The organism is Dermabacter hominis NBRC 106157, from assembly GCF_001570785.1.
Taxonomy (GTDB): domain Bacteria; phylum Actinomycetota; class Actinomycetes; order Actinomycetales; family Dermabacteraceae; genus Dermabacter; species Dermabacter hominis.
Map to the genome: position 1 here is coordinate 38,150 of NZ_BCSI01000002.1, position 25,918 is coordinate 64,067.

23 protein-coding genes and 1 pseudogene are annotated in these 25,918 nt (G+C 63.7%); 12 read left to right on the top strand and 12 right to left on the bottom strand.

Annotated elements, in window-relative coordinates; all coding sequences use genetic code 11:
- Positions 1-8: 8 nt before the first annotated feature.
- Complete coding sequence (locus DEHOM01_RS02890; protein ID WP_034371140.1) at positions 9-668, top strand: ABC transporter ATP-binding protein; 660 nt, start codon at positions 9-11, stop codon at positions 666-668.
- On the opposite strand, the gene DEHOM01_RS02895 is transcribed toward DEHOM01_RS02890, so the two are convergent.
- On the bottom strand, positions 665-2,065 hold the full coding sequence (locus tag DEHOM01_RS02895) for a glycoside hydrolase family 15 protein (protein ID WP_061211426.1): 1,401 nt from the start codon (positions 2,063-2,065) through the stop codon (positions 665-667). The genes DEHOM01_RS02890 and DEHOM01_RS02895 overlap by 4 nt on opposite strands.
- A 310-nt stretch (positions 2,066-2,375) precedes the next feature.
- On the opposite strand from DEHOM01_RS02895, the gene DEHOM01_RS02905 reads away from it, so the two are divergent.
- Both DEHOM01_RS02905 and DEHOM01_RS02910 read left to right on the top strand, forming a co-directional pair.
- Positions 2,376-3,890 (top strand): ATP-binding protein, encoded by a 1,515-nt coding sequence (locus DEHOM01_RS02905; RefSeq protein ID WP_082738694.1) that lies wholly within the window; start codon positions 2,376-2,378, stop codon positions 3,888-3,890.
- Positions 3,891-3,995: 105 nt separating this feature from the next.
- A complete protein-coding gene (locus tag DEHOM01_RS02910; RefSeq protein ID WP_061211429.1) occupies positions 3,996-5,444 on the top strand; it encodes a multidrug effflux MFS transporter in 1,449 nt (482 codons plus the stop codon).
- On the opposite strand, the pseudogene DEHOM01_RS02915 reads toward DEHOM01_RS02910, so the two are convergent.
- From DEHOM01_RS02915 to DEHOM01_RS02935, 5 genes and pseudogenes are all read right to left on the bottom strand, one after another.
- Positions 5,441-6,426: pseudogene (locus DEHOM01_RS02915) on the bottom strand (IS481 family transposase). The gene DEHOM01_RS02910 and the pseudogene DEHOM01_RS02915 overlap by 4 nt on opposite strands.
- 45 nt (positions 6,427-6,471) lie before the next feature.
- On the bottom strand, positions 6,472-7,239 hold the full coding sequence (locus tag DEHOM01_RS02920) for a MerR family transcriptional regulator (protein WP_061211430.1): 768 nt from the start codon (positions 7,237-7,239) through the stop codon (positions 6,472-6,474).
- A gap of 14 nt (positions 7,240-7,253) precedes the next feature.
- On the bottom strand, positions 7,254-8,159 hold the full coding sequence (locus DEHOM01_RS02925; RefSeq protein ID WP_061211635.1) for a DUF2268 domain-containing putative Zn-dependent protease: 906 nt from the start codon (positions 8,157-8,159) through the stop codon (positions 7,254-7,256).
- An 84-nt stretch (positions 8,160-8,243) separates the two neighbouring features.
- Entirely contained in the window at positions 8,244-9,401 is a 1,158-nt protein-coding gene (locus DEHOM01_RS02930; protein WP_061211431.1) for an ATP-binding protein, read from the bottom strand.
- Positions 9,402-9,508: 107 nt separating this feature from the next.
- A complete protein-coding gene (locus DEHOM01_RS02935) occupies positions 9,509-10,501 on the bottom strand; it encodes an asparaginase (RefSeq protein WP_061211432.1) in 993 nt (330 codons plus the stop codon).
- A gap of 155 nt (positions 10,502-10,656) precedes the next feature.
- Between DEHOM01_RS02935 and DEHOM01_RS02940 the strand changes: the two genes are divergently transcribed.
- Together DEHOM01_RS02940 and glpK are read left to right on the top strand one after the other, a co-directional pair.
- Positions 10,657-12,384: a glycerol-3-phosphate dehydrogenase/oxidase gene (locus tag DEHOM01_RS02940; protein ID WP_061211433.1), complete on the top strand. Its 1,728-nt coding sequence runs from the start codon at positions 10,657-10,659 to the stop codon at positions 12,382-12,384.
- Between the two features lie 71 nt (positions 12,385-12,455).
- Positions 12,456-14,006, top strand: a complete 1,551-nt coding sequence (gene glpK, locus DEHOM01_RS02945) for a glycerol kinase GlpK (RefSeq protein WP_061211434.1) — start codon at positions 12,456-12,458, stop codon at positions 14,004-14,006.
- On the opposite strand, the gene DEHOM01_RS02950 is transcribed toward glpK, so the two are convergent.
- Positions 14,003-15,142 carry a methyltransferase domain-containing protein gene (locus tag DEHOM01_RS02950; protein WP_245630642.1) on the bottom strand — a complete coding sequence of 380 codons (1,140 nt, stop codon included), beginning with the start codon at positions 15,140-15,142 and terminating at the stop codon, positions 14,003-14,005. The genes glpK and DEHOM01_RS02950 overlap by 4 nt on opposite strands.
- 90 nt (positions 15,143-15,232) lie before the next feature.
- Positions 15,233-15,727: a hypothetical protein gene (locus DEHOM01_RS02955; protein WP_061211436.1), complete on the bottom strand. Its 495-nt coding sequence runs from the start codon at positions 15,725-15,727 to the stop codon at positions 15,233-15,235.
- A 92-nt stretch (positions 15,728-15,819) separates the two neighbouring features.
- On the opposite strand from DEHOM01_RS02955, the gene DEHOM01_RS02960 reads away from it, so the two are divergent.
- Positions 15,820-16,683, top strand: a complete 864-nt coding sequence (locus tag DEHOM01_RS02960; protein ID WP_061211437.1) for a hypothetical protein — start codon at positions 15,820-15,822, stop codon at positions 16,681-16,683.
- Positions 16,684-17,220: 537 nt separating this feature from the next.
- Positions 17,221-17,826: a hypothetical protein gene (locus DEHOM01_RS02965; protein ID WP_061211438.1), complete on the top strand. Its 606-nt coding sequence runs from the start codon at positions 17,221-17,223 to the stop codon at positions 17,824-17,826.
- Positions 17,827-17,935: 109 nt separating this feature from the next.
- Here DEHOM01_RS02965 and DEHOM01_RS02970 read toward each other — a convergent pair whose 3' ends face one another.
- The gene (locus DEHOM01_RS02970; protein ID WP_082738675.1) at positions 17,936-18,922 is read right to left on the bottom strand and encodes a DMT family transporter; all 987 of its coding nucleotides are present in this window, start codon (positions 18,920-18,922) and stop codon (positions 17,936-17,938) included.
- Positions 18,923-19,005: 83 nt separating this feature from the next.
- Here DEHOM01_RS02970 and DEHOM01_RS02975 point away from each other — a divergent pair, with 83 nt between their 5' ends.
- The 3 genes from DEHOM01_RS02975 (at position 19,006) to DEHOM01_RS02985 (ending at position 20,793) form a co-directional block, all read left to right on the top strand.
- A complete protein-coding gene (locus DEHOM01_RS02975; RefSeq protein ID WP_061211439.1) occupies positions 19,006-19,500 on the top strand; it encodes an NUDIX domain-containing protein in 495 nt (164 codons plus the stop codon).
- Positions 19,501-19,712: 212 nt separating this feature from the next.
- Complete coding sequence (locus DEHOM01_RS02980) at positions 19,713-20,468, top strand: AzlC family ABC transporter permease (protein WP_016663406.1); 756 nt, start codon at positions 19,713-19,715, stop codon at positions 20,466-20,468.
- Positions 20,458-20,793 carry a branched-chain amino acid transporter permease gene (locus DEHOM01_RS02985; RefSeq protein ID WP_034371092.1) on the top strand — a complete coding sequence of 112 codons (336 nt, stop codon included), beginning with the start codon at positions 20,458-20,460 and terminating at the stop codon, positions 20,791-20,793. The genes DEHOM01_RS02980 and DEHOM01_RS02985 overlap by 11 nt, the downstream gene beginning before the upstream one ends.
- Positions 20,794-20,903: 110 nt before the next feature.
- Here the strand turns inward: DEHOM01_RS02985 and DEHOM01_RS02990 are convergent, their stop codons facing one another.
- Positions 20,904-21,938, bottom strand: a complete 1,035-nt coding sequence (locus DEHOM01_RS02990) for a glycosyltransferase family 2 protein (protein WP_061211440.1) — start codon at positions 21,936-21,938, stop codon at positions 20,904-20,906.
- A gap of 91 nt (positions 21,939-22,029) precedes the next feature.
- Between DEHOM01_RS02990 and DEHOM01_RS02995 the strand changes: the two genes are divergently transcribed.
- Positions 22,030-23,214, top strand: coding sequence for a MalY/PatB family protein (locus DEHOM01_RS02995; RefSeq protein ID WP_061211441.1), 1,185 nt, complete (start codon positions 22,030-22,032; stop codon positions 23,212-23,214).
- A 9-nt stretch (positions 23,215-23,223) separates the two neighbouring features.
- Positions 23,224-24,165, top strand: coding sequence for an aldo/keto reductase (locus tag DEHOM01_RS03000; protein WP_061211442.1), 942 nt, complete (start codon positions 23,224-23,226; stop codon positions 24,163-24,165).
- Between the two features lie 77 nt (positions 24,166-24,242).
- On the opposite strand, the gene DEHOM01_RS03005 is transcribed toward DEHOM01_RS03000, so the two are convergent.
- Positions 24,243-25,367 carry an SPFH domain-containing protein gene (locus tag DEHOM01_RS03005; RefSeq protein ID WP_061211443.1) on the bottom strand — a complete coding sequence of 375 codons (1,125 nt, stop codon included), beginning with the start codon at positions 25,365-25,367 and terminating at the stop codon, positions 24,243-24,245.
- A 29-nt stretch (positions 25,368-25,396) separates the two neighbouring features.
- Positions 25,397-25,909: a glutathione peroxidase gene (locus DEHOM01_RS03010; RefSeq protein WP_016663400.1), complete on the bottom strand. Its 513-nt coding sequence runs from the start codon at positions 25,907-25,909 to the stop codon at positions 25,397-25,399.
- Between the last annotated feature and the right edge of the window lie 9 nt (positions 25,910-25,918).

The following is a 25,918-nucleotide window of genomic DNA, read 5'->3' on the forward strand; positions in this document are numbered from 1 at the left end:
GGTGCCGAATGGTCAATCTTGTTGATGTAAAAGACGTTTCGATCGCTTTCGGTTCGACTCCGGTCTTGAGTCATGCCTCGCTTGCAATCGATGAACACGATTTCATGGGAGTGCAAGGCCCTAACGGTTCGGGTAAGTCCGTGCTGTTCAAACTTATCGTCGGCTTCCTCAAGCCGGATTCGGGTCGCGTCGTCGTCTCACCAAAGTTGAAAAGTGCGGGCGAGGACTTCCCCTCCAAAATTGGCATTATTATCGATCGCCCAGGCTTCATCGGTGGTCTCACGGGGTTCGACAACCTGCGTCGGCTCGCGTCTATTCGCGGGCTCATTGGAGACGAGCACATAGAAGAGGCTCTTCACCGCGTGGGCCTTGCGCCGAACCTACGCCAGTCTGTTCGCCACTATTCTCTCGGCATGAAACAAAAGCTCGCTCTTGCCCAAGCGTTTATGGAAGGGCAGCCGCTTCTGCTTTTAGACGAGCCTTTCAACGGACTCGATAAGACGAGCGTTCGCGATATTCGTGCGCTTCTCCATGAGCTCCATGAAGAAGGGCGCACGATTGTGATGACCAGCCACAACCAGGAGGACATCGACGAGCTGTGCACAAGCGTGTACGAGCTCGATCGCATGCAGTTTGACCGTGTGCGTCCACCCGCAAGCGCTTCCTAGCTGTGCAGCGCCTCGAGTGTGCTGAGCGCGAGCGCCGCTGGCCACGAAAGGGGTGCGACGGCGGCGGGGCTACCGTCGGCAAGGATTTTCTCGCTGATTGCTCCGGCGCTCGTGCGGTGGGCGGCGAGCCATTCGAGGATGTCGAGAGCGCGCTCGCGCTCGCCGAGACGCGCATAGGCCTGGGCGAACATCGCCGTTTGCGGGGTCCAACTGATGCCGTCGCGTTTCCAGCGCGCGCCCGGAGCGACACCGCCCGCGGGGCGCTGCATCGCCTCGAAAGCCTCGTCGATGTGGCCGGCAATCGCTGGGTTGCGCTCGGCACACTCCTGCGTTTGGTACGGCGGCAGGAGCATGAGCAGCCCCGCGTCGAAACCGCCGCCGCGCGCGTACCGCTGGAAGGCACCGGGGCCGAAAGTTTCCAGGAGGGCGCGCTCGGTTTCCCGGGCACGTCTCTCGAGCATTTCCGTTCCGACGCCTGCCTCGCCCTCAAGTAACCCCAGCTCCGAAAGCTGCGCCGCGCTGTCGAGCGCGCTGAGCGTCATGGCTGCCGTTGCGAGGGTAAGGCGCCGCTCGGGTACCTCCCAATAGTCGGGACTCGGCTTTGGAAGCCCGCTCGCGGTGGTCGTGGCGTCGACGGCGGCGCGAGCGGAGCGTGCGAGTGCTCGTTTAAGAGTTGGGCTCGAGGAAGCGGGGGAGGCGTCGGAGGTCAGCACCCCAAGCCTGGCGAGCGTTGCCGCTGCCCAGAGGAACCAGCCGACTCCATCGAACTGTGGCGAGCGGGCATCGGGAGCGCGTGCAGTGCCGGGGCGGTAGCGAGCCTCGAACGTGCCGTCAGGGCGCTGGATGCGCGCGAGGTGTTCGAGAAGGCCCAGCGCCCAGTCGTCGAAGCCGCGCTCGGCGAGGGCCACGATCACGTGGGCCGTATCGCGCGGCCACGTGTAACGCCAGTTCGGGCTGAGCGCCGCGATGGGGGAGGGAAGCGCCCACGTGAGGGTGAAAACATCGAGGAGCGCCGAGCGGTCGAGACTCGTGAGCGCGGGAGTGGGCGCGGGTCGTGAAGCTTTCTCGAGGAATGCTTGCGTGATCGCGGTGAGGGTCTCGGCGCCGTGTGCAGTGCTCAGAGTGCGTGTGCCCTCAATGAGCGGGGGTGAATCAGGTTGAACGAACGTGCGCTCCACGCCCGGGATGCTCCCGGCGTGCAAAACGGATGCCGCGCCGTGCGCCTGGACCTCACTCGCGAGTGAATCCGGCGCGGATGAGAAGGCGACGCCGAGGGAATAGAGGTCCTCGTGCGCGTCGTGCGGGAAGAGGCCGGCGATGCTGTCGCGCTCCACGTACAGGGCCGAGGCGCCGAGCGCGGCGAGAAGGCCGCCGCCGAGAAGAGCGCGACGCCGCATGGCTTTCCTCCTTCTTCCGCTGCGATGTGTGGCTCGAGCTTAACAAGCTGTTCGCGCAACGCGTGAGTGCGCTCGTGCGCGACCGCGAGGTCCGCTGCATCACTCGCGGGACCTTAGAGCGCTCCCTCTCTCGCCTGCCCGTGAAAACGAGTCGCATTGAGAAGTGCGGCGATATCAATGTTTTCGGCGTTCGGGATTGGCGCGGGCACCCCGAGTTTCGGCATATCAGGAGGATTCAGTAACATCCTCACTTACATGAGTGACATTCTCACTTACATAAGTGACTGCTTCAGTGATGTACAGTGAGGGCATGACTGACAGTGACTGGCGTGAAGAAGTCGAACGAGCGCGACGCCTAGGAACCGACGATGCGCGCGTTGAGATCAAGGCCTCTTCCCGGAAACTGCCTAAAACAGTGTGGGAAACCGTATCAGCGTTCGCCAACGGTGAAGGTGGTCTCATCATTCTCGGGCTAGATGAGCAAAAGAGGTTTGAAGCTGCACCGGGTTTCGATGCCAAACGCGTGCGTGACGAATTCCTCTCGGGAGTCGACAAACGGCATGGATCTGTCCACGCGAAGGTCTCTCCGGTGCCAAGTTGCGATGTGGATATCGACGAGATCGACGGGGCGCCCATCGTGCGAATACGCGTCGAACCGCTCAATGCGAGTCTCGGAGAAATCGGACCGTGCTATGTCACTGCGCAAGGAATCGGGCGCGGTAGTTACATACGTCTCGGCGACGCCGACAGGCATCTCACCGCATACGAGGTGTACACGATGCAAAATTCGCACCGGCGCGACTACACGGATCGTGAACCAGTCGAGGCAACGAACGTCGACTCATTGGACTCCGCTAGCGTTCGCCGCACGCTTGATCGAGTACGTTCGAGCCGCTCCAACGCACTTGCCGGTGTCCGTGAGGACGATGTGACTGAGGCGCTAACGAGACTGAACGTGCTTGATAACGAGGGGCGTGCGACTCTTGCGGGCTACCTCGCGCTGGGGCAATACCCTCAGCAGCGATTCCCTCAACTCACGATTGATGTGACGGCCCACCCCCGGAGCAATAAGTCGGCTTCCTCAGCAGTCAGATTCCTGGATCGCCAGGTGTGCGACGGCCCAATCCCTGTGGCGATTCGCGATGCTGTTCACGCGGTCATGCGGAATCTCACCACCGCGCGGACTGTGAATGGGGTGCGAGGTGAAGACGTCCCAGAGATTCCCGAGGAAGTGGTTCGTGAGGCTATCACTAACGCCGTGACGCATCGTGACTACTCCGCTTTCGTTCTTGGGCAGCAGGTGTCGGTCGATATATATCCCGATCGAATTGATATCTCGAATCCCGGCGGTTTTTGGGGGGATCGCTCCAAAGAAAATGTGGGAGAAGGGCGTTCCGATTCACGAAACGCTGCTCTTTCTCGACTGCTCACAGACGTGCCGCTGCCGGATTCCTCGGACACCGTTGGAGAGAATCAAGGGTCGGGAGTACCTCGCATGATTAATGCGATGCGGGAGAGTGGACTCCCCGAGCCGGACTACAGCGCTTCCACCACCGCTCGCGTGACGGTGTCGCTCGCGAGACACGTACGTGAGTCCGAGGAGCTTAGACAGTGCGAAGGTCTCCCGTTGAAAGGTGTTAAAGGCGAGGTTTTTCGCGCACTTGACCTGCGAGATGCGCGCTCAATTCGTGAACTCGAAGACATGACAGGGCGACCAGCGGCCTCGCTCAGGCCGGCGCTACGAACGCTCGTTGACGAGGGGTTAGTTAAGGCGACTGCTCCGCCGCAAAGCAGAAATAGAAAGTATCTGCGCCTCAACGACTGACGGTCGCGCTTGTGCGGTGAAGTGTTGCAAGAGTGTCGCCGACGTCATGAGTGATGTTGTGCGAGAGGGGTTGGAAGGCCGCGAGAGTTCCATAAACTTGACCAAGTGACAGACGATTCTCAGAGGAAAACCGACACCAGCGCACTCGAACTTGCGCGGCTTGCCGATGAGCGCGCCGCCGAAAGCCTCGCGACCGAGGAGCCGCGGCCGCTAACGGAAGAAATTCCGCAGGTCGCTTTCGCCAACCCCACCGACAACGTCTCGCACGTGACCGGCCCGATCGAGCAGGTCGAGGAAGTCGCGACCGAGACGGCCGCGCTCCGCCTCCACCTGGGGCGCACAGAAAAGGTCACCTTCGGTTTCACGTTTGCGATGGCCTTGCTCGCGATGCTCGGCCCGTTCTCGATCGACATGATCTTCCCGGGTTTCCCAGCGATGAGGGGCGACTTCCACACCGACGCGGCCGCGATGCAGCAGGTGACGAGCCTGTATCTCATCTCCTTCGCGTGCATGAGCATGTTTCACGGCCCGCTCTCCGATGCCATCGGGCGCAAGCGCGTCATGAGCATTTCGCTCATCGTTTTCTCGATCGGCTCGCTCGGTGCGGCGCTCGCCGTCAATCTCCCAATGCTGTTCGCCTTCCGCGTGCTCCAGGGGCTCAGTGCGGGCGGGGCGACGATCGTCTCTCGCGTCGTGATCCGCGACCTCTACGGAGGCGGCAAAGCGCAAAAGCTCATGAGCCAGGTCATGATGATCTTCGCCCTCGCGCCCGCGGCGGCGCCGATCTTCGGCGGCTGGATCCTCCTGCTCGGACCGTGGCGCTGGATTTTCGGGGCGATGCTCCTTTACGCGCTCGTCACCCTCGTGTTCATGCTCATTGTCATCCCCGAGACGCTCCTTCCCGAGAAGCGCCAGCCGTTTAACGCGAAGGGCATCCTCACGTCGCTCGGGCGCGTACTGCGCTCGCCGGTCATCTGGCGCCTGTCGCTCGCGCTTGGCCTCGCAAGCCAGGCCGACTTCATCTTCATTTCGGCTGCGCCGATCATCGTTCCCGACGTCATGCACCTTGGCGAACAGGACTACTGGGTGCTGTTCATCCCGATCATCGCGGGCATGATCCTCGGCAATTACCTCGTGGGGCGCCTCGCCTTCGTCATGAGCCGTTCGCGCCTCATCACGATCGCCTTCATCACCGCGGTTCTCGGAGGGGTTCTCTCGGTGCTCATTCCCATGCTCACCCCCGAACTCACCTCGCAGTTTGGTGTGTGGCACCTTCTGGTCATGATTGGCCCGGGCCTTCTTGGCATGGGGGCGGCGCTCATGATGGCGCCCGTGCAGCTCGAGGTTCTCGACATGTTCCCCGAAGAGCGCGGCGCCGCGACGAGCTTCGCGACGTTCGTGAACCTCATCGTCGCGGCGATCGTTTCCGGTGCGATGGTGCCGATGCTCGGCGCCGACCTGGTGAAGCTCGGTATCGGTGGGCTCGCTCTTTCGGCCGGCGGTGCCGTCTTCTGGTTCGCGCACGTGCTCATCGCCCGCCGCGCGCGGGCCTAGTTGTACTGACCGGGGACGTTGGTCAATCGCGAGAACGGCGGCTGGTTGCCGCAGGCGGTGTGTGGCCGGTGATGGTTGTAGTAGTGCAGCCAGCCGTCGAGCTCGCCCCGGCATTCGGCCTCTGAGGTGTAGCAGCGGGCATAGGCCCAGCCGTCGGCCAAGGTGCGGTCGAAGCGTTCGATCTTCCCGTTGGTCTGCGGACGATACAGACGGGTGCGCTTGTGCGTGATCCCGAGTTCGGTGCAGGTGTCTCGCCACAGGTGGGACCGGTGGCGCCGCCATTGTCGGACAGGACTCGCTCGACGCTCACACCGCGGGCGTTGAACCACTCGACAGCCCTCACCAGGACCGCGGTGGCGGTGATGGCGGTTTCGTCGTCATGGATCTCGGCGTAGGCGACACGGGAATGGTCGTCAATGACGGTATGGACGTAGGTCTTGCCCATCAACGGGTCCCGGTACTTGTTCTTCTGCTTGTCCGGGGTGGCGGCGCGGTTCTTCTCGCCCTGTTATCGGCCGACGTAGCGCCAGCCCCCGCCGTCGGGAATGTTGCCCAGCTTCTTCACATCGACATGCAGCATCGCCCCGGGATGGTCATGCTCGTAACGGCGCACTGACTCCCCGGTGGCGCGATCAACGTGCGAGAGCCGGTTCAGGCCGGCATCGACCAGGATCCGGTGAACCGTCGAGGGCGCGATCCCCAGCCGACAGGCCAACTGCACAGGCCCTTCCTGCAGTCGGAGGCGCAGCTGGATGCAGCGCTTCGCCATCGCCTGGCTGGTCTTGTTCGGCGACTGATGTGGCCGTGAGGAGCGGTCCTGCATGGACTGCCCGGCGCGATAGCGGTCGGCCCAGCGCTTCACCGTCGGCCACGAGCCCTGGAATCGTGCGGCGACCTCGCTGACAGACCGGCCCTCGTCAACGACGAGCCGCGCAACCTTGAGGCGGTGACGTGGAGTGAGTGCTGCATTGGCATGAGTCATGGCGGCATTCCCTTCGGTCGCAGCGACCATCCCGAAGGGTGCTTTTCAGTGGCTCTGGGCGTAGTGGCGCAGCGCTTGGGCGGCGAAGCCGGCGGCTTCTGCACCACCGAAAGCGGGATGGAAGTCTGGGTTGGTGGCGTAGAGGTTGGCCATGCCAGTGAGCATGGCGCGGGTCTTGTCCAGGTCGCCAGCATGCCCGGGCGTCCCGGGGATCTGGGCGAACCAGGCGGCATGGGCGGCTGCGTGCTGTTGGGCCTGGTCGCTCAATGGGGAGACACCCGACTGGTGGAGTTCGCCCCACCGCGCCAGGAGCTGTTCGGCGTCGGCCTGGAACTGACGTTGCTGGGTGAGGTTCTTGCTATGCCACCACCGGTTGGACTGCTCGAAGACCACGCGTCCCCATCGTTGGGTCACCTCGGCCTCATAGCGGTCGTTGAAGCCTTCGAGCACCATGTCCATCCGCGGTTGGCGCCCCTCGCGTCGCATCGTCACGGTGTGCTCGACGGACGCGATACGACGTTCCAGCGCTTCCCGCTCGTGCTCGAGGTGTACCAGGTGCGTCTCGAGGGCGGTGATCTCCTCGTCTGGGTTCGCGTCGCTTGCCAGCGCTTCGCCGATCGCACCCAGGGCCAGGCCGGCGTCACGCAGGAGCAGGATGCGTTGCAGGCGTGCCACGGCGACAGGCCCGTAGTAGCGATAGCCGTTCGCGCCGATCCGGTCCGGGACGAGCAGGCCGATCTGGTGATAGTGACGCAATGTCCTGGCGCTGATGCCGGCGCGGTCAGCGAGTTCTTGGACGGTCCACTCCATCATTTCGGCCTCTCTCGTCAGCGGGCTGGCATTGTCAGACCCAACTGTGGCAGTGCCACGGCCAGGATCTCGGAGGCGGGCGTGGCCACGGCCCTGGCGGGTGACTGTCCGGTGGCCTCCCGATAGGCGGACACGAAGCGTGCCCCGGCAGCGTAACCGGCCCCGGTGGGCAGCCCGACCGGTGTTGCGCCGAACAGGCAAGCGCTCGGATCGCCCAACACCCAAGCCGCGAAATCCTGCATGCCAGTCACGTCCAGGCCTTCGGTGACGCGGCGCAGCACCTCGTCACTGGTACGGGTCTGGTCGCTGACGAAGTGCGTGAATCCCTGCTCGCCCACGAGGTCGGCGGCGAACAGGTCCGCGAGACCCTCAGCCACTACGTGCTCGCCAACCGTGACCGTCTGCGGGTTCCACACCACGCCTCCGGGCGAGTACCGCACATTGTGGTGGAGCTCGTGCAGGGCGATGCCCTCCAGCCGCGCCAGAACCTCGTCGGTGGGCCAGATCGTGATGGCGATGTACCCGCTGATCCCACCGAAGGCCGACAGGCCGCGGATCTCATCCATGAAGTGCTTGTTGGTGGGATCCCCGAGCACGAGCAACACCGTCAGGTCAGGCATCGCCACAGTCGGATCGGCAGCGTTCAGCTCCCGCAGCCCCGTTTCGAGCGCTCGCTCGACACGGCCCCAAGCATCGGCGCGTTCCAAAGCGTCGGCCGCGCCGAGGATCTTGTCTGCCGCTACGGAGGGTCCGAAACCGAAGTTCTGGCTGTGAACCGCGGCCAGATCAGGTCCACCGGGAATGAAGAAGTACATTCCCGCCATCGGCTCCCACAGCCTGCGAGCTGCGTCCTTCCACTGCTCCGGAGAACTGTTCACCATCGCCCGCATCCCAGCGGCACTGTCAATCATCGTCACTGTCATGCCCACGACGCTAAACATTGACGCTGCGTCAAGGTCAAGCTCCTGACCGTCGATCAACGTCTCCGGTCAGTACACTTAGTCCACCTAGTCCACGAGGCTGGCGGCATGCTCGCGCAAGTATTCGCGCAGATACGGCAGCGCAAAATCAATGCGACCACGCCCAGCTTTGACGATCATTTCGGCATCGATAAGGCGCCTGCGGTAGTTGCTGACGTAGGAGTCTGAGCGGCCGAACCGTGCCTTGAGATCGGCGATTTCCGTAGGACCGTCGTCTCGCGCCATAAAGATGAGAAACGAGCGATCGACATCGGAAAGGTCCGCCAACGCCGGTTCGTGAACAAGTTGGCCGAGTTTTCGTCGGGCCTTCTCTGCCCCTCGTTCGGCAGCTTCTCGCGTGATGCTCCTCCCTTGAGCCTCGCGAAATGCCCACTGCCCGACGAGCTGGATCATAAAGGGGTAGCCCTGGCACGAGTTGACCGCGGTCTCGAGTGCCTCGCGCGTCCAGGTGATCTCCGCTTCGGCTAGCGGAGTTTCGAGCGCCAGGCGCACGTCATCGTCCGATACCCGGTCGAGTTCAATTCTCTCGGCACGGCGCAAGAACGTGATGGGGTTCGGTCCTTCACTCTCGCTCGTTCGGCTGGACAGCAACGGTTTGATCGCCGAGGGGATCCCGGCCATCGCGACAGCGATGTCTTTTCCCTCGCGCACAAGGTGCTGAACGGTCGCACCGAACTCGATCAGTTCATCGTTGCGTTGGTGGTGCATTTCGTCGAGGGTAATGAGCACGCCGCTCGCGGGCTGCCCCGCAGAGCGATCGAGATCGGCCTTGTACGCGAGGTAGTCATCGAGGGCATTGCGCAAGGAATACGACGTTTCCGAGATCGAGGAGGAGTCCCAGGTGACGGAGCCGCCAACGCCGAAGATAGAGAGCCCTAGGCCCTTGAGTTGCGAGCGCTGACGTGCCAAGCGGCGGATGATCTCGCTGCGGATGCGCTCCACAAAGCCCTGTGTCGCCGTCTCACTTATGACGAACCACCCGTGCTCCTTCGCTGTGTCCTCGAATGCGTTGAGAAGCACCGTCTTCCCGATTCCCCTTGGGCCCACAATGAGCGAGATGCGTTCGTGAGCTCCGGGACCGTCATCGAGCGCGAAGGCAAAGTTCTGTACCGCTTCGTTGCGACCGACAAGAAGCGGGGGAGTGGCGCCGAGGGTTGCGCGGAAGGGGTTGCGTGCACCGGTCATACCTCAAGAGTAGGCCGCAGCACCTATGAAGATCTATGAGTTTTATGAATTGCTTTGAAATTTATGAAATTTATGAAAAGTAGGGTCGGGGTGGCTTCCACAGAGCATCAGTAGGCGAAGCTCGCGAACGCGCCGCTGATCTCCTCGCGGCTCGCGCCGGCAGCGAGCAGAACCTGGAGCAGCAGACGCGCCTTGTGCGCGCTCAACATGCCGGCCATGCACGCGCCCGAATTGATGAGATCCACTTCCGCGCCCGGGTAGGAGTAGTGGTAGGTCGACGTGCCGCCCTCGGGGATTCGTGTCGCGACAACGATCTGGATGCCGCGCTCGCGGGCCTCGCGCACGAGCGGCATGACCACCTCGGGCACGTGCCCCATCCCCACACCGTTGATCACGATCCCCGCGGGCGGCTCGGCCTGATGCACGAGCGCCCCGAGCGCCTCGCCGCGATCAAAAAGGCCCGTCCCAATGAGAGGCACGGAAGGAAGCTCGGCGGGCACGGTGGGCATCACGCAGTCCGACGCCTCCAGCGCATACATCGCGCGGATCCCCTCCTCGCTCACGAGCGCAAGGGGACCCGAGGGCTCCGAATCGAACGCGTCGATACTTCGAGAGCTGACCTTCGTCACGCGATCGGCGGCGTGCACGAGCGCATCGAAAACCGCGAGAACGCCGAGGCCGCGCGCCTGCTCGCTCGCGGCGGTGATGATCGCGTCGTGAAGGTTCGCGGGCCCATCCGCGCCGGGGGCATTCGCGGGGCGCATCGCGCCCGTGACAACAAGGGGCGTATCGAGGTTCCAATAGCGATTGAGCAAGAACGCCGTCTCTTCGAGAGTGTCGGTGCCGTGAGTGAGCACGATGCCGCGAAAGCCGGCGTCGGACCCCTCCCGTGCCACCCGCAGAACCTCCCGCACGTGCGCGAACGTGACCGAGGGCGAACCCACGTTCGCGATTTCCCGAAACTCCAACTCGATGCCGGGGATGGGGAACATGCTCGCATCTGGCTGTGCCGCGGGTGAGGCGTGCCCACCCGGCTGGTTTTGGCTCATGGCGATCGTGCCGCCGAGGCCGAGAACGAGAATGCGGACTGTCGCGGTCATGGGTGCTCCTATGCGTGCCGGTGCGCGTGAGATCAGTGTAGAACCGAGCTGGCCGGTGACTCTCCGTGAACGGTGATGTAGCGGTGTTAGCCTCACCGGAGCTTGCGAAATGTGGTTCAACGGCGAACCGAGCACACCCGACGAAAGAAGTGGTTATGTCCTCATCCGCCCGCTCCGCACTCAATCCCAGCTCGCGTGCCGCACACCTCGAGAAGCTTGCCGCGACGAGCGCCAACAAGCCCCTCGACATCTTCATCGTTGGTGGCGGCGTCAACGGCGCGGGAGCAGCATTCGATGCCGCGACGCGTGGCCTCAGCGTCGGCATCGTCGAGATGAACGACTGGGCGAGTGGCACGAGCTCGCGCTCGTCGAAGCTCATGCACGGCGGCCTTCGCTACCTGCAAATGCTCGATTTCACGCTCGTTGCCGAAGCCCTTCGCGAGCGTGACCTGCTCATCTCAAAGACCGCGCCGCACCTCGTGAAGCCCATCAGCTTCATGTTCCCCATGAAGAACGTTTTTGAGCGCGGCTTCATTGGCTCCGGCATCGCCCTGTACGACGCGATGCAGATCGGCCACCGCGAGGTCCCGATCCACAAGCATGTCTTTTCCAAGGGCCTCGCGAAGGATTTCGCGGGGCTCGACCCCGAAAAGAACTCCGGCGCGATCGAGTTCTACGATTCCCGCATGGATGACGCGCGCTTCGTCGCGATGCTCGTGCGCTCCGCCGTGAACCTCGGCGCCGCCGCCGCGAACTACACGAAGGTCACGCGCTACCTCAAGGACGGTGGCCGCGTCGTGGGCGCCGCCATCACGGACCTCGAGACCGGCAACGAATACGAGGTGCACGCGCGCGAGGTCATTCTTGCCGGCGGCGTGTGGACCGGTGAAGAACAGGATCGCGCCGGTGCCGATTCGGGCCTTCAGGTGCTTGCCTCGAAAGGCATCCACATCACGGTGCCGCGCGAGGCGATTGAGGCGAAAGACAATACGGGCATCATCACGCAAACCGAGAAATCGGTGCTGTTCATCATCCCGTGGGACGAATATTGGCTGATCGGCACGACCGACACCCCGTGGAAAGAGGACGTCTCGGTGCCCACTGCGACGAGCAGCGACATCGACTACGTACTCGAGAAGGCCAACGATGTGCTTCGCCGCCCGCTCACGCGCGAGGATGTCATCGGCGTTTATGCCGGTTTGCGCCCCCTTCTTCAGCCCGTGAAAAAGTCCGACGGCGCCTCGACGAAGGTGTCGCGCGAACACACGGTGATGGAGGTCGAGCCGGGGCTGAGCGCGATCGCTGGCGGCAAGTACACGACCTACCGCGTCATGGCCGAGGACGTCGTCGACTTCGCCCTTCGCGGGACCCCCAATGCCCCGAAGACCAAAACTCGCGACATCCCCGTCATCGGTGGTGCCGGCTACGAAGAGATGCGGGTGCGTGCAAACGCACTCGCGGGGAAGTACGGAATCGACGAGGTGCGCCTCGAGCGCTTGCTCTTCCGCTACGGCTCGTTGCTCGAGGATCTGTTTGCCCTCATGGACGAGAACCCCGAGCTCGCGTCACCGCTCACGGATGCCCCTCGCTATCTCCGTGCCGAAATTGTGTACGCCGCCCGGAGCGAGGGCGTGCTTCACCTCGCCGACGCCCTCATGCGCCGCACGCGCCTCGACTACGAGACGCGTGATCGTGGCGTGAGCGCTGCTCGCGAGGTCGTGGAGATCCTCGCGGGCGAGCTCGGTTGGGACGAGGCGCGGCGCGAGGCCGAGATCGAGGCGTACTCGGCGTTTATCGCCGCCCGCCTCGAGGCGGAGCACACGACGAGCGATGCCGAAGCCGCTGCCCTCCTCGAGAACGTGCGCGAGATTCCCGCGCGCTAACCAACGCGCGCGAAAGCGCACCCACGATCAAGCGCGGGCAGCGGTGCCCGCGGGAGCCGAAAGGACCGCTCATGCCAGAGACCTCAGACCAGAAATACATTCTCGCCATCGACCAGGGCACAACGAGCTCGCGAGCGATGGTGTTCGACCACGACGGCCACGCGGTGTCGCAGGCCCAGCTCGAGCACAAGCAAATCTTCCCGCGCTCAGGGTGGGTCGAGCATGATCCGATGGAAATCTGGAGCAACACCCGCGAGGTCATCGCGCTCGCACTGAACAGGGCTGAAGTGAACCGGGATGACCTGGCAGCCGTCGGCATTACCAACCAGCGCGAGACCGCTGTCGTGTGGGATAAAAACACCGGCAAGCCCGTCTATAACGCGATCGTGTGGCAAGACACGCGCACGGCGCGAATTGTGCACGAGCTCGCGGGTGAGGAGGGCGTGAACCGGTTCAAAGAGGTCACCGGTCTGCCGCTCACGACGTATTTCGCGGGCCCGAAGGTCAAGTGGATCCTCGACCACGTCGAGGGCGCGCGCGAGAAGGCCGAGGCGGGCGATCTGCTCTTCGGCACGATCGACACGTGGCTTTTGTGGCACATGACGGGCGCAACGAAGGGCGGCGTGCACGTCACCGACGTCACGAATGCCTCGCGAACCCTCCTCATGAACGTGCACACGCTCGACTGGGACGAAGGCATTGCGCGCGAGATGGGAATCCCCATGTCGATGCTCCCCGAGATCCGCTCGTCGTCCGAGGTATACGGGAAGGGCCGCAAGCGCGGCCTGCTCACGAACGTGCCGATCGCGGGCATCCTCGGCGACCAGCAGGCGGCGACGTTCGGCCAGGCATGCTTTGAGAAGGGCACCGCGAAGAACACGTACGGCACGGGTAACTTCCTCCTCGTGAACACCGGGAACGAGGCGCTTTCCTCGGACAACGGCCTGCTCACGACCGTGCTCTACAAGCTCGGCGACGCCGATCCCGTCTATGCACTCGAGGGCTCGGTTGCCGTCACGGGCTCGCTCGTGCAGTGGATCCGCGACAGCATCGGCCTGATCTCGAGCGCGAAAGAAGTCGAAGAACTCGCGACAAAGGTCGACGATTCGGGCGGCTGCTTCGTTGTGCCCGCGTTCTCGGGCCTGTTCGCTCCTTACTGGAAGGACGATGCTCGCGGGGCGATCGTGGGTCTCACCCGCTACGTCAACAAGCATCACATCGCGCGTGCCGTTCTCGAGGCCACGGCCTACCAGAGCGCCGAGCTGATCGACGCGATGAATGAGGATGCCAAGGTGCCGCTCAAGGAGTTGCGCGTTGACGGCGGCATGACCGTGAATGAGACGCTCATGCAGTTCCAGGCCGACATCCTCGGCGTCGACGTGATTCGCCCGAAGATCATCGAGACAACGGCGCTCGGCGCCGCGTATGCGGCGGGCCTTGCCGTTGGCTTCTGGGATTCGACCGACGACCTCGAGAAATACTGGGAAGAGGACGTGCGCTGGACCCCGTCGATGGACGACAAGACGCGCGAGCGGAGCATGCGCCTGTGGCGCAAGGCCGTGGAGCGCACCTTCGACTGGGTCGATGACGACGTCGAGGCGGCCTTCGACCACGAAGGCTAATCGTTCTCGGGCGCGACGCGCGAAAGAAGAACGAGAGCCTCGTTGTGCGCGCTGTGCGGGAACATGTCGATGAGACGTGCGCGTGCGATGCGGTAGTTCGGCATGCGCGCGAGGTCCGCGGCGAGTGTTTCCGGGTTGCAGCTCGAATACGCGATGGTGCGAGCCCCCGAGCCGTTGAGGACAGTGGCGAGTGCATCGCCGATGCCGCGCCTCGGTGGGTTGACGACGACCGCTTCGGGCAGGTTTGGCTGGTGCCTCGCCCACTCGGTTGCGTCAGCGGTGTCGAAGTGCGCGCGAACGCTTGGTCCGGGTGCGGTGAGGGGTCCGACGGCGCCCGCGAAACCGTGCCGCTTCGCCGAGCCACGTGCGCTTTCGATCGCCTCATTCGTGATTTCGATTCCCGTGACGTCCATGTGCGCGCCGCGGGCGCGGGCCTCGTGGGCGATGCTGAGGGCGAAGCCACCCACGCCGCAGTAGAGGTCCCACGCCTTGTGAGCGCCCGCGTCGAGAATCCACCGCGCAACCTGGGCGTAGAGTTCGCTCGCGACGGCGGTGTTGGTTTGCGTGAAAGAACGGGGGAGCACGTCGACGTCGATCCCGCCAACCGGCAGTCGTAGACGGTCGGCACCTGCGAGGTGGATCTCTTCGGCCCCCTCGATCAGGGCTTCGTGCTCGGGGTGGATATTTGCGCTCACGACGCTCACGCGAGGGTCGAGGAGCGCGAGGTGTTCGCGAATCCTCTCGAGCGCCGAGGTACTGCGCAGGACGAGGCGCACCATGGCTTCGGTCTGGGTGGCGGTGACGAGCACGTACTTGATCTCGCCGCGGCGTTTGTCGAGGTTGTAGGGCGGGACCTGGGCGCGGCGAATGAGCGCGCGGGCGCTGTCAAGAACGTCGGTGACGAGTGCGGGGTAGAGGGGGCAGTCGGCGAGATCGACGCCCTCGTGCGTGCCCGGAAACGAGAAAACCGGAGCGTTCGCCGTGCCGCGCACCATCATCTTCGCCTTCGTGCGAAACCCCCACGGTGCGCTCACGAGCGGCTCTTCCCACACGGTGGCGGGGGTCATCGCATGGGCGAGAAGCGAGTGAAGATGGTTTCGCGCCTCACGTATCTGGGCATCGTGCGGGGTGCGCATGAGGCTGCACGATTCGCATTGCCCGGCAGAAAAGTACTCGCAGATCCCGCTTTCGGGGTCGATCCGCGGGTGCGCGAAAGCGGACATCGGCTAGCCGATGACGTCGAGCTGGGCATTATCTTTGCAAATGCTCGTGACGGAGTAGATTGCGCCACCGAGTTCGAACTGGTCCCCAACCTGGAGGGGGCCGAACTGCTGCTTGCCGCCGCCCTGGTTGATCGTGAACGTCGCTTCCGAGGAGCCGCCGTTTTCCTTCCACCCGTTGTACGTGAACGAGCCGTTGAAACCCTCGAGCGCCGGATCGGGGGCGCCGTGCAGCGGGATCTTCACCATGCCCTCGTCGCTGCAGGAGTCGCCGAGCTCGGCATGATCGAGGCCTCCGGCGGTGATCTCGGGGACCGGTGGCGCATCCCCGTCGCCCTCGGACTCATTGATCACGACGCTCGGGCCGCCACCGTCGCTCGCCTCCGCTGCGCTGGACGCCGACGGAGAGGATTGCGGCTCGTTGGGGGAGCCGCAGCCGGCAAGAGCGAGAGCAAAGCAGCTGCATGCCGCGAGTGCCCGCAGCGAGGTGGAAACACGCACGAATGTCCTCCTAGGGTGAAATGAGACGAGTACCAGGTTAACCGCATCGGCTCCGCGCGAGGTGGACGTCTCACCGCGGTACGGTGGGGGACATGGCAGATTCACCGCGAGACACGACCCGCCCGGGCGCACCGAGCCCCGCGGCCCTCGCAGGGCGCACGCGCGCTAAACGCGAGGTGCGCCAGGTCGACTACGGCGCCCTCCCCGAGCTCGCGAGGCGCAGGGCGGCGGGCGAGGACCTCGCGGATCTCCTCGCCGAAGCCGAAAAGAGGCGCGAAGAACAGCGCGAGGAACAGCGTGAGACCAAGAGTGCTGCGAAGGCCGCGCGCGAAAAGGCTAATGAAGCGGAGAGCCTCGACATCGATCGAGGCTTCGGTGCGCCTCCCGCAGGTACCGTCGTCACGCTCAATCCCACCGACCCGCGCCCCTTCACCCGCCCGCTGACCGTTCGCGAGGAGGAAGTGCGCACGGTTTCGGGGGCGAGTTTCGCGCGCATCACTCACGACATCATCGTGCTCACCGTCGCTGACCCCGAGGATGCGTGGACGAGCGACAACGGCGCGAGCGATCACTTCCAGCGCGGAGCCTGGACCGTGCAGGTCAGGCGCGCCGACAACCACGTGATTGGCGCGTTTCCCACGGCCTACGCCCTCTCGGTGAGGCCCGAGGAGGTGGACTCGTTCGACCCCGCGGATTTCGCGGGCCCGAGTAACCGCAAAAAGAAGGGAACGCGCCACCCCGGCGATCGCGCCGCGCTCAAACGTCGACTCGAAGAGCACGGTTTCGTGGTCACCACCTCGGGATCGACCCACGGCAAAATCACCCACCCCGATCTCCCGGGATTGTTCGCCCCGTGGGCCTCGACCCCGAGCGACCGACGCCACCCGCAACTCGTGACGGCCCAGGTGAAACGGGTCTTCGGGATCGATATTCGTGAGGCGCCGTCGGAACCCTGACCTCGGCTTGGGCGGGTCCTTGACCTCAGACCCAGCCCTCTCGTTCGCGGCCTAGGAAACTAACCCCAACGTTTGCGGCGGTTTGCGCTCGAATTCAGCCGCAAATGTTGGGTCCGGTTTTCGGCGACGAGCCGTGCCCGTCTGGCGGCGAACCGTGCGAGGCCGGGCCGAGGTTGCTGGTACCCCAGGGCGTCAGCGCATAAAGAGGGCGCCGACTCGTCCCCACGAGCCGGCGCCGTATCCCTTTCCCCCGCGCTAGGGCCTGATGTACGGATCCTCTCCTCAAAGAATCGGTACGCCGCTAACGCGTGATTACATATAACCGCCTCTTTCTTCCCGGGCGCTGTGCCTGGCCTAGCAAATCGCTGGGAGCGCCGCGGTGTTCCTGCAAGGAGCGCCCGCGAGTTCGTCGTTTGTGCTGGTAGTCGTGCATTTTGCCGAGCTAGAGTCTGGGAATCGTGGCTGAGGTCACGGTACGATTACCGTGGTTCCTCACGAAACCTTTACACATGGCCTGGCGCCCCGAGGAGGATGCACGTGAATCAGCCCGTAAAACTTGACTGGCCCACTCCTACCACCGACGTCGACACCTCGAAAATGCGGGCGGCACTCGAGCGGCTTGCCGTCGCAGTCGCCTCCTCGAATGGTCTTGCTGAATCGATCGACCCCGAAGAATCCGGGGCCGATGTTCCCCCCGCCCTCAAAGATCTCGCCGATGAAATGGCGGGGGCACGCGTGGGGGAGGAGTTTGAGCTGAACCTTCTGGCTGAGGATCGCACGGATCTGGGCCCCTTCACGTTGCTGGGCGAGCCGACGTCGTACTATCCCCTCTTCGAGACCGTCGACGACGCCGTGATTCTCACGCTCAATGATGAGGGCATCCCGGGTGGCGTGTGGTGGATCGACGAGGAGCTCGACATGCATCTGCTAGCGACGAGCCTCGATGAATACGTGGATACCGTTGCGCGCGCGATCGCTGCACTCAGCCCCGAGGCAAGCGAGCCGGCGGAGGATGTATGGCGTGCGGTTGCGGCATCGAAGCGCTCGACGTTTACCGTTCTCGAATCGGTTGAGGATCTGTCCTCACACGTTGAGTTCGCCGCCGACGGCCTCAGTGCGCGCCTCGTCGCGGATCAAGCGTGATCAGGTGAGGTTTACCCGAACTTTTTCGCTCCCTTGCAGCCTCGAGGCGCTTGCTCGATACCTCGATACTCACGCTGCGCGCCCCGGGATACGGCTGAAGGTGTGGGCGTTATTCAGGTCGTGGTGAGCGCAGGGGGATGTAGCCCGCGATGATGACAGCCGCGAGCAGCGTGAGCGCCGCCCCTATCACTGTGAGCGGGGAGAGGTGCACGCTCGGGTCGAGCGCATCGAGCATGACTGACCCGATGATTTGGCCCGCAATCGCCGCGCCGCTCAGCACGAGCACGCCCGTGTACCGCACGAGGGCGGCGGACGCGGCAATGTAGGTGAGGCCGATCAGACCACCGAGGTAGAGAACCGGATTGGTGGGAAACGCCCCACCCAGCGGGGTGAGCGCGAGGCTGATCGCTGCCGCTATGCCGAGCGCGAGTGAGCCGAGCGTGAAGTTGCCGAGCGCCGAAACGAGAAAACTTCCCGTGTGCGCCGTGACGATGCCGTTGGCGCCTGTTTGAAGGCCGACGCCTATTCCCGCGACAAACGGCAGGATCAGGTGGAGCCACGGCACGGCGTTCGTGAGCCCAGAGGCAAGCGCCAAGGCGACACTGGCGACCATGAGGGCTGAGCCGACAAGGCGCGAGGTGCTCAAGCGCCGCGGCTCACCGGGTCCGAAACCGACGCGGTCGAGAGCGGCCCCAGCGAGAGTTTGCCCCGCGACAACGCTCACGATGAACAGGGCGACGCCGAGCACCCCTACCGTGAGGGACTGCGTGAAAACGAGGAAGGCGCCGCCAAGGCCGCCGATCGCGTACCGCCAATCGAAGCGACCCGTCGCGATGTCGCGCGCGTAGTCCCGCGCCGCACGTCGCTCAGCGGGCAGAGACAGCACGATTACGCAAAGTCCAAGGCAGCCGATGCCGAAGCTCACGAAGGCCGCGAGATAGGGGCTCTCGAGCTGCCCCGCAAGATCCGCGTTGATACGGGACTGGAGAGCGGCGAGAACGCCCCCTGCCATGATGATGGCGATCGCCCACCACGGTGCACGCGGCGCCGCGCCGTGCGCACGGTTTCCCTTCGTCGCTGGATTTTTTGCACTCATGCCCCCATTGTCCCGCGCGGCACCGCGGCGAAAAACTGAGACGCGCGGATCGCGCGCTGGCGTCGGACCCCTACGATGGAAATATGGAACTCGATCCCGGTTATTCAAATGTGCGCGTGGGCGTCAAGGCGATCATCGTGCGCGGAACCAGCGTGCTGTTCAACGAAAACATTGACATCAACGGCAACCGCGTGTTCGTGCTGCCCGGCGGCGGGCAGGAGCACGGCGAAAGCCAGATTGAGGCGCTGAGGCGCGAATGCGAGGAGGAGGTCGGCGCGGCCGTGCGTGTGTACGACCTTGCGTGCACGTTCGATCTCATCAGCGCGAAGGTGGGCCGCCACCGCGACTCAGGGCAAGTGTTCCACCAGCAGAATCTTCTGTTCTGGTGCGACCTCGAGCCCGGTAGCGAGCCGCACATCGGGGAAGGGCACGATAAGCACCAGGTGGGCGTCAAGTGGATCGAGATCAACGACCTCCACACGGTCGATGTTCGACCGCGCGAGGTTGGCGAGTGGTTGCAGTCGGATCCGAGCATCCGCCCGCGCACGCTCGGCACGATCCGCGAACAGTCACTGTAGGGAGCGGGGTCCGACGGTTACCGCCCACCGTCGTGAAGGGGGTTTAAGGCGACGCGCAGCCGGCCCCTCAGCGTGCGTTCGACCCCGAGTGAGGCAATGTATACACAGGTCAGAGGGTTGTGCAGCTGAACTTCGCACGGCGTTCGTGCGAAGATTAAAGACGCCCGCTCGCCGCGGGATTCAGAACAGATGTGAGTGAAAGGGAAGCACGCATGAGCGTTGCGGCGCAGCCTAGCGCGCATGAGCCTCCCTATTCGGTGCGCCACGAAATCGCGCAGGGAGCCCTGCTGATTCTCCCGGCGGGTCTCGGCATGATCCCGATCGGCATCGCTTTTGGACTTCTCGTTGTGCAGTCCGGACTTCCGTGGTGGATGGCACCCGCCCTCTCGTTCTTCGCGTACGCGGGCTCGCTCGAGCTTTTGCTCATCACACTCATCACGTCGCTCACGCCGCTCGTGACGATCGCCGCGGCATCGTTCTTCGTGAACTTCCGCCACGTGTTCTACGCGTTCAACTTCCCGCTTAAGGTCGTGAAGAACCCGTTTTTGAAGTTCTACGCGATGTATTCGCTCACCGACGAAATCTTCGCGGTTACAGTTGCGAATCCGAAGGGATGGACTCAGCCGCGCGTGATCTCCGCAGGGGCCGTACTCCAGATCTGCTGGGTGGGTGGCGGCCTCATGGGCGTGCTCCTCTCGAGCTTCATTCCCTTCCAGATCCGCGGCTTGAGTTTCGCGCTGTGCGCCCTGTTCATCACGCTCACGCTCGATGCGTGCCGCACGAAACAGGAAATCCCGTCGCTTCTCCTCGGTGCTGCCGCCTTCGGCCTCGCGCTCCTTTTGCTCCCGAGCCAGCCGATCTTCGCCGCGATGATCGGCTTCGTTGCAACCCTCGCGGCTCGCTACACGATCGCCGTGCGCCTCACGAGACCCCTGCCGGCAGAGATGGAGAGCGACGATGCAGCTTGACATCCCCTTCTGGTACCTCGCCTCAGTTCTCCTCATTGCCTTCGCCGTCACCTTCACGCTGCGCGCGCTCCCGTTCGCGATCCTCGAACCGCTGCGCAAATCCCAGTTCGTGCGCGTCATGGCCGTGTGGATGCCCGCGGGAATCCTCGTGATCCTTGCGCTCGCGACGTTCAAGAGCACCCTTGCCGAAGAGCCCGGAAGCATCATCCACCTTCTCATCGCGTCGGCTGTCACGATCGCCGTGCACCTTTTCGGTGGGCGCCGCACCCTCGTGAGCGTCGCCGCCGGGACCCTCGCCTTCGTGCTGCTCGTGAACTTCTTCTAAGCGAACGCATCGGGGCGGCAGGGTGCCGCGGAAGCGGGAGCGCCCTCAACTCGGTTGCGTGGTTCGGTGTGTGCGAAAAAATTCCGACGGTAGCCCGGCAACCGTCGGACCTAATTGAACCCAAACCGCTTGCGAATGACCCCGTAAGTGGTGCGGATAAACCTGTGCGCGCCGGGCCCACGTGCGCTGAGTCCCATGCTCATGGGTGTGCGGCGGTAGGCGCGGTACGCGGGATAGTTATGCGATTTGAGATACGCGAGGAGGTCGCGGCCCTGGGCTTTTGCCTCCGGTGTTTTTGCGAGCACCGCGAACGTGAGGGAGATGCTCGTGATGATCGTGAGGTAGTGCAGGAGGTAGCGACGTAGCGAGCGTGAGGAAATATCGTCGACGCGCAGTTCATCGATCATGATTCTGTTGACGCGAAGTTGCTGGTCAAGGCGCGAGATCATGACTTTTTCGTTGACGCTCTGGTCGTCGCGGCCAATGAAGTAGTAGTACAGCGGAACCGGAAGGTAGTAGAGGGTGCGGGTGTGGCGAAGGGGAATCGACGCGTAGAGGTTGTCGACATAGAACGTGTGGCGGGGAAGCTCAAGCCCTGATTCGATGATCACACTGCGCTTGTAGAGAATCGCGTGCATGAGGAAGTAGCTGCCCATTCTGGGGCGCGACACCTGGTCCCACGTGAGTGTTCGCCGGGTGGGCACGGTGCGCCGGTATCCGATCCGACGGTTCTTTTTGAGCGCGTGATTGTCGTACACGTAGTCGGTGAGGACGAGGTCGGGGAGATTGTCGGGCGGGAACGACTCGACCGTGTGGAGCAGCTCGCTCAAGGCGCGGGTGTCGAGTCGGTCATCGGAATCGAGGACCTTGAGGTAGATGCCATTCGCCGCATGGACTCCTGCCATAACGGCTGCGCCGTGACCCCCGTTCGGCTGGCTCACGACGTGAACGATGCGGGGGTGGCACTCCTCGTACTGCCGCGCGATGCGTTCGGTCTCGTCCGTCGAGCCGTCATTGACGAGGATGATCTGGATGCGCTCGCGGGGTTCGTCTCCGTCGAGGAGGATCGAGTCGATGGCCCGGCGCATGTACTGCGCTGAGTTGTAGCACGGCACAACGAAGGAGATCAGGGGGGAAGATTGCATGGGATCTATCGTAGATCCCCGAACCGTGAGGAGGCGCGGCTACGATTGAGAGTGCTTCCCATCCGACGATGACGTAAGAGAGGTACGCACAGTGACCCGCCCGCCCGCATGTGACTTTGAAACGCTCGTGGACCGCTCGGGGACGGGGTCCGTGAAATGGGAGCTTATGCGTGAACGCGGGGGAGACGTCCCCGCGGGGATCGCGCCACTGTCGACGGCGGATCTCGATTTTCTGCCCGCCCCGGAGATTACGCGGGGGCTGCGCGAGCACCTCGAGGGTGCGGTCCTGGGATATACGGGTCCGACGCCTGCACTGTTCTCGGCGATTCAAATGTGGCAAGCCGTGCGTCACCGCTGGGCGATCGATACGCGCTGGATTTCGATGATGCCGGGGGTAGTCACGGGGTTGTTCGCCGGTGTTCGCGCAGCAAGTAAGTCCGGCGACGGGGTCGCTCTCTTGACGCCCGCCTACCCTCCCATGGTCGATGCGATCGAGAAGACGGGGCGGCGCCTCGTGGCGGTGCCCCTCGACGGCGAGGGTGGGCGATACCGAATCGATTTTGCCGCTCTTGCCGATGCTCTCGAGAACGAAGACGTCACGGTGCTCATCCTGTGTTCGCCGCACAACCCGACCGGCCGCGTGTGGACGCACACGGAGCTCGAAGAGATCGCGCATCTTGCTCGCGCCAATGACGTGACGGTCATTGCCGATGAGATTCACGCGGATATCGTGCACGAGGGGTTCGAGCACATCCCCTTCGCAGCCATGAGCGAGGATGCGACGTCGCGGACGATCACACTGTCGTCGGCGTCCAAGAGTTTCAATCTTGCCGGCGTGCAAACGAGCTGGGCGATAATCGAAAATGCCGAGCTGCGCGCCGCCTACGAGCGCGAACTCGAGGCGTGGGGCTTCCACTTTGCGAACTGCCTCGGGTATCGCGCGGTCGAGATCGCCTACACGGAGGCGAGTGCGTGGCTCGAGGGGCTGCTCGAACTGATCGCCCGCAACGACAAGGTGAGCAGGGAGTTCTTTGCTGAGCGCTTCCCGGAGGTGGCGATCGCGCCGCTCGAGGGAACGTTCCTTCAGTGGATCGATTTTCGCCCGCTTGGGCTCGATGAACGTGAGCTTACGCGCCTTCACGACCGTGAGGCGCACGTGTTCTTTGAGCATGGGCGAAGCTTTGGCGCGCCCGGTTTCGAGCGTCTCAACCTCGGTACGCCGACGCGAGTGCTAGAAGAGGCGCTCGTCCGTTTGGCCGAGGCGCACGGTCGCTAGGCTGGGGGTATGTCCACAGCAGAACACTCACGCACTCCGTCATTCGCCTATCCTTTGCGGTCCATTGGACGCCTCGCGGTGACACCGCTTGGTCTTGGAGCCATGCCTCTCTCGTTCGAGGAGAAAGCCGACGACACCGAGAACGCGCGCGCCACGGTTGCCGCTGCTCTCGAGGCGGGCATCACCCTCATCGACACCGCCGACATCTACGCGCCCGCATGGAACAAGGTTGGCCATAACGAGCGGCAGGTGGCCGACGCCCTCGAGGCCTACGCCGAGGCACATCCGGACTTTGACCGGGCGGGCATCACGGTTGCGACCAAGGGCGGCATCACGCGCGCCGAAGGTGAGAAGTGGGGCCGTGACAGTTCCGTCGGCCACTTCCGCACCGCGGTGGTGCGCTCGAAGAAGAATCTTCGAGTCGAGGCCATCGACCTGTACTACCTGCACCGTCCCGACCGCACGCGCCTGTACTCGGAGGCGATCGAGACTCTCGCCGAGCTCAAGGACGAGGGGCACGTGAAGAATATCGGGATCTCGAACGCGAGCGTCGAGGAGATCGAGATTGCCCTCGACGTGCTCGGTGAGGGCAACCTCGCGGCCGTGCAAAACGAGTTTTCGCCGCGCTTCAACCACACGAGCTGGGACGAGCTGCAGTTGTGCGGCGAGCACGGCATTACGTTCGTGCCGTGGTCTCCGCTAGGCGGCACAGGCGGGGGAGCCTTCGCGGTCGGTGAGCGCTTCCCCGTGATCGCCGAGATCGCTCGCGCACGCGGTGTGAGCCCCCAGCAGGTCGTTCTCGCCTGGGAAATGTCACTCGGCGACCACGTACTGCCGATTCCCGGTGCTTCGAGGCCCGCATCCGTTGCGGATTCGGCGAAGGCGATGAGCCTTGCACTCGAGTCCGGTGAGAAGGACGCCCTCAACAAGGAACTGCTGCCGAAGCGCTAAAGCGAGGTGCTGTACACGTCAAAAACGGCGGGCCCGGAATGATCCGGGTCCGCCGCTTTTAACGGATTGAGGAGCGCCTAGAAGTCCGGGCCCGTATCGCCCATGTGCTCGCGGGTGGTGTTCGCGGCTTCCTCAGCCCTTTGGCGCGCTTCTTCCCTCGCACGGCGGGCGCGCTCCTTCGCCTCGTTGCGAAGACGCTCAATGTGCTCGCGCGAATTGCCTTCCCCGTCAACGGGCTCGGCGGGACTCACGGGAGTGGAATCGCCGTTGATCGTGTCGTTGGCAACCTGCGCCTGGAGAAGCGCCGAGCGGATCTCTTCGCCCATCGCACCCACGGAGGCGGGATTCGAGGGGAGGAACAGCACGTTCGAGCGACCGTTGCGGGCGACGTCCTGCATCGTGTCGAAGTACTGGGTCATGAGCAGAAGCTGCTCGGCAGTGTTCTCGATGCCAACCTGCTTGAGCATTTCGTACTGCTCAGCGATACCCATCGCGATCGCGCGGCGCTGCGCGGCAACGCCTTCACCCTGCAGGCGCTTGGATTCGGCCTCCGCCTCAGCCTGCGTGACGCGCTTGATCTTGTCGGCTTCGGCGAGCGACTGCGCGGCGACGCGGTCGCGCTGCGCGGCGTTGATCGAGTTCATCGAGTCGCGCACGCGCTGATCCGGAGAGATGTCCTGAACGAGCGTGTTGACGATGTGGAAACCAAATTCCTGCATGCGGGTCGAAAGGGTCGCCTCGACGCTGCGAGCAATGTCGTCCTTCGACTCAAACGCCGCGTCAAGATCGAGGCCCGACAGTGCCGAACGCACCGTGTCAAACACGTAGCTGCGGATCTGTGCCTCGGGGTTTGAGAGGCGGTAGTAGGCGTCCTGGACCGATTCCTCGCGGATCACGTACTGCACGGCTACGGGGACCGTCACGAAAACGTTGTCTTTCGTTTTCGACTCGATATTGACCTCGAGCTGTCGGATGCGCAGCGAGATCGGCTTCGTGAGCGTGTCCATGAAGGGAATCTTTGTGTTGAGACCAGGCTTCGCGACGCGCAGGAACTTTCCGAAACGCTCCACGATGACGTTTTCCTGCGTCTTCACGGTAAAGAGGATCGAGGAACGCAGACCGCCGAACAGCAGAGCGAGCACCACGAGGATGATGACGATGACGACGATGGCGCTGACGCCAAGGCCGAGAAGGGCTTCCATGAGAGTCCTTTCTGAATGGGTGGGAGTTGTTAGGCCGCGAGGGCCTTGGTGATGGATGTGGCGATGCGCGCGGGAGGGATGGGAGGCGCAAAGCGACGGATTACGTGTCCGTCCCGGCCCACGAGGAACTTCGTGAAATTCCACGCGATGCGGCCGCCGAGCATGCCGCCGCGCTGGTCTTCGAGCCACGTGAAGAGGGGATCAGCCCCCTTGCCGTTCACCTCGACCTTCGCAAACACGGGAAAGCTTGTGCGAAAGCGCGTCTCGCAAAAGTCGATGATCTCGTCCATTGAACCGGGCTCCTGGTTGCCGAACTGGTTGCAGGGGAATGCGAGAACGCTGAATCCCTGTTCCTCGAAGCGGTCCTGAAGCTCCTGGAGACCTTCGTACTGGGGCGTGAACCCGCATTCACTCGCGGTATTCACAACGAGCGTCACCTTGCCGGCGAACTCGGCGAGGTCGCGCGGTTCGCCGTTTGCGCCTTCGACCGTGAAGTCGAACAAGGTCGCGGGAGCGGACTGCTCGGTGTGGGCAGAGTTCACGAAAGATCC

Coding starts and splice junctions, on each gene's coding strand:
- DEHOM01_RS02890 (WP_034371140.1), top strand. CDS start 9: ATGGTCAATCTTGTTGATGTAAAAGACGTTTCGATCGCTTTCGGTTCG.
- DEHOM01_RS02895 (WP_061211426.1), bottom strand. CDS start 2,065: ATGCGGCGTCGCGCTCTTCTCGGCGGCGGCCTTCTCGCCGCGCTCGGC.
- DEHOM01_RS02905 (WP_082738694.1), top strand. CDS start 2,376: ATGACTGACAGTGACTGGCGTGAAGAAGTCGAACGAGCGCGACGCCTA.
- DEHOM01_RS02920 (WP_061211430.1), bottom strand. CDS start 7,239: ATGATGGAGTGGACCGTCCAAGAACTCGCTGACCGCGCCGGCATCAGC.
- DEHOM01_RS02925 (WP_061211635.1), bottom strand. CDS start 8,159: ATGACAGTGACGATGATTGACAGTGCCGCTGGGATGCGGGCGATGGTG.
- DEHOM01_RS02930 (WP_061211431.1), bottom strand. CDS start 9,401: ATGACCGGTGCACGCAACCCCTTCCGCGCAACCCTCGGCGCCACTCCC.
- DEHOM01_RS02935 (WP_061211432.1), bottom strand. CDS start 10,501: ATGACCGCGACAGTCCGCATTCTCGTTCTCGGCCTCGGCGGCACGATC.
- DEHOM01_RS02940 (WP_061211433.1), top strand. CDS start 10,657: ATGTCCTCATCCGCCCGCTCCGCACTCAATCCCAGCTCGCGTGCCGCA.
- glpK (WP_061211434.1), top strand. CDS start 12,456: ATGCCAGAGACCTCAGACCAGAAATACATTCTCGCCATCGACCAGGGC.
- DEHOM01_RS02950 (WP_245630642.1), bottom strand. CDS start 15,142: ATGCGCACCCCGCACGATGCCCAGATACGTGAGGCGCGAAACCATCTT.
- DEHOM01_RS02960 (WP_061211437.1), top strand. CDS start 15,820: ATGGCAGATTCACCGCGAGACACGACCCGCCCGGGCGCACCGAGCCCC.
- DEHOM01_RS02970 (WP_082738675.1), bottom strand. CDS start 18,922: ATGAGTGCAAAAAATCCAGCGACGAAGGGAAACCGTGCGCACGGCGCG.
- DEHOM01_RS02975 (WP_061211439.1), top strand. CDS start 19,006: ATGGAACTCGATCCCGGTTATTCAAATGTGCGCGTGGGCGTCAAGGCG.
- DEHOM01_RS02980 (WP_016663406.1), top strand. CDS start 19,713: ATGAGCGTTGCGGCGCAGCCTAGCGCGCATGAGCCTCCCTATTCGGTG.
- DEHOM01_RS02985 (WP_034371092.1), top strand. CDS start 20,458: ATGCAGCTTGACATCCCCTTCTGGTACCTCGCCTCAGTTCTCCTCATT.
- DEHOM01_RS02990 (WP_061211440.1), bottom strand. CDS start 21,938: ATGCAATCTTCCCCCCTGATCTCCTTCGTTGTGCCGTGCTACAACTCA.
- DEHOM01_RS03000 (WP_061211442.1), top strand. CDS start 23,224: ATGTCCACAGCAGAACACTCACGCACTCCGTCATTCGCCTATCCTTTG.
- DEHOM01_RS03005 (WP_061211443.1), bottom strand. CDS start 25,367: ATGGAAGCCCTTCTCGGCCTTGGCGTCAGCGCCATCGTCGTCATCGTC.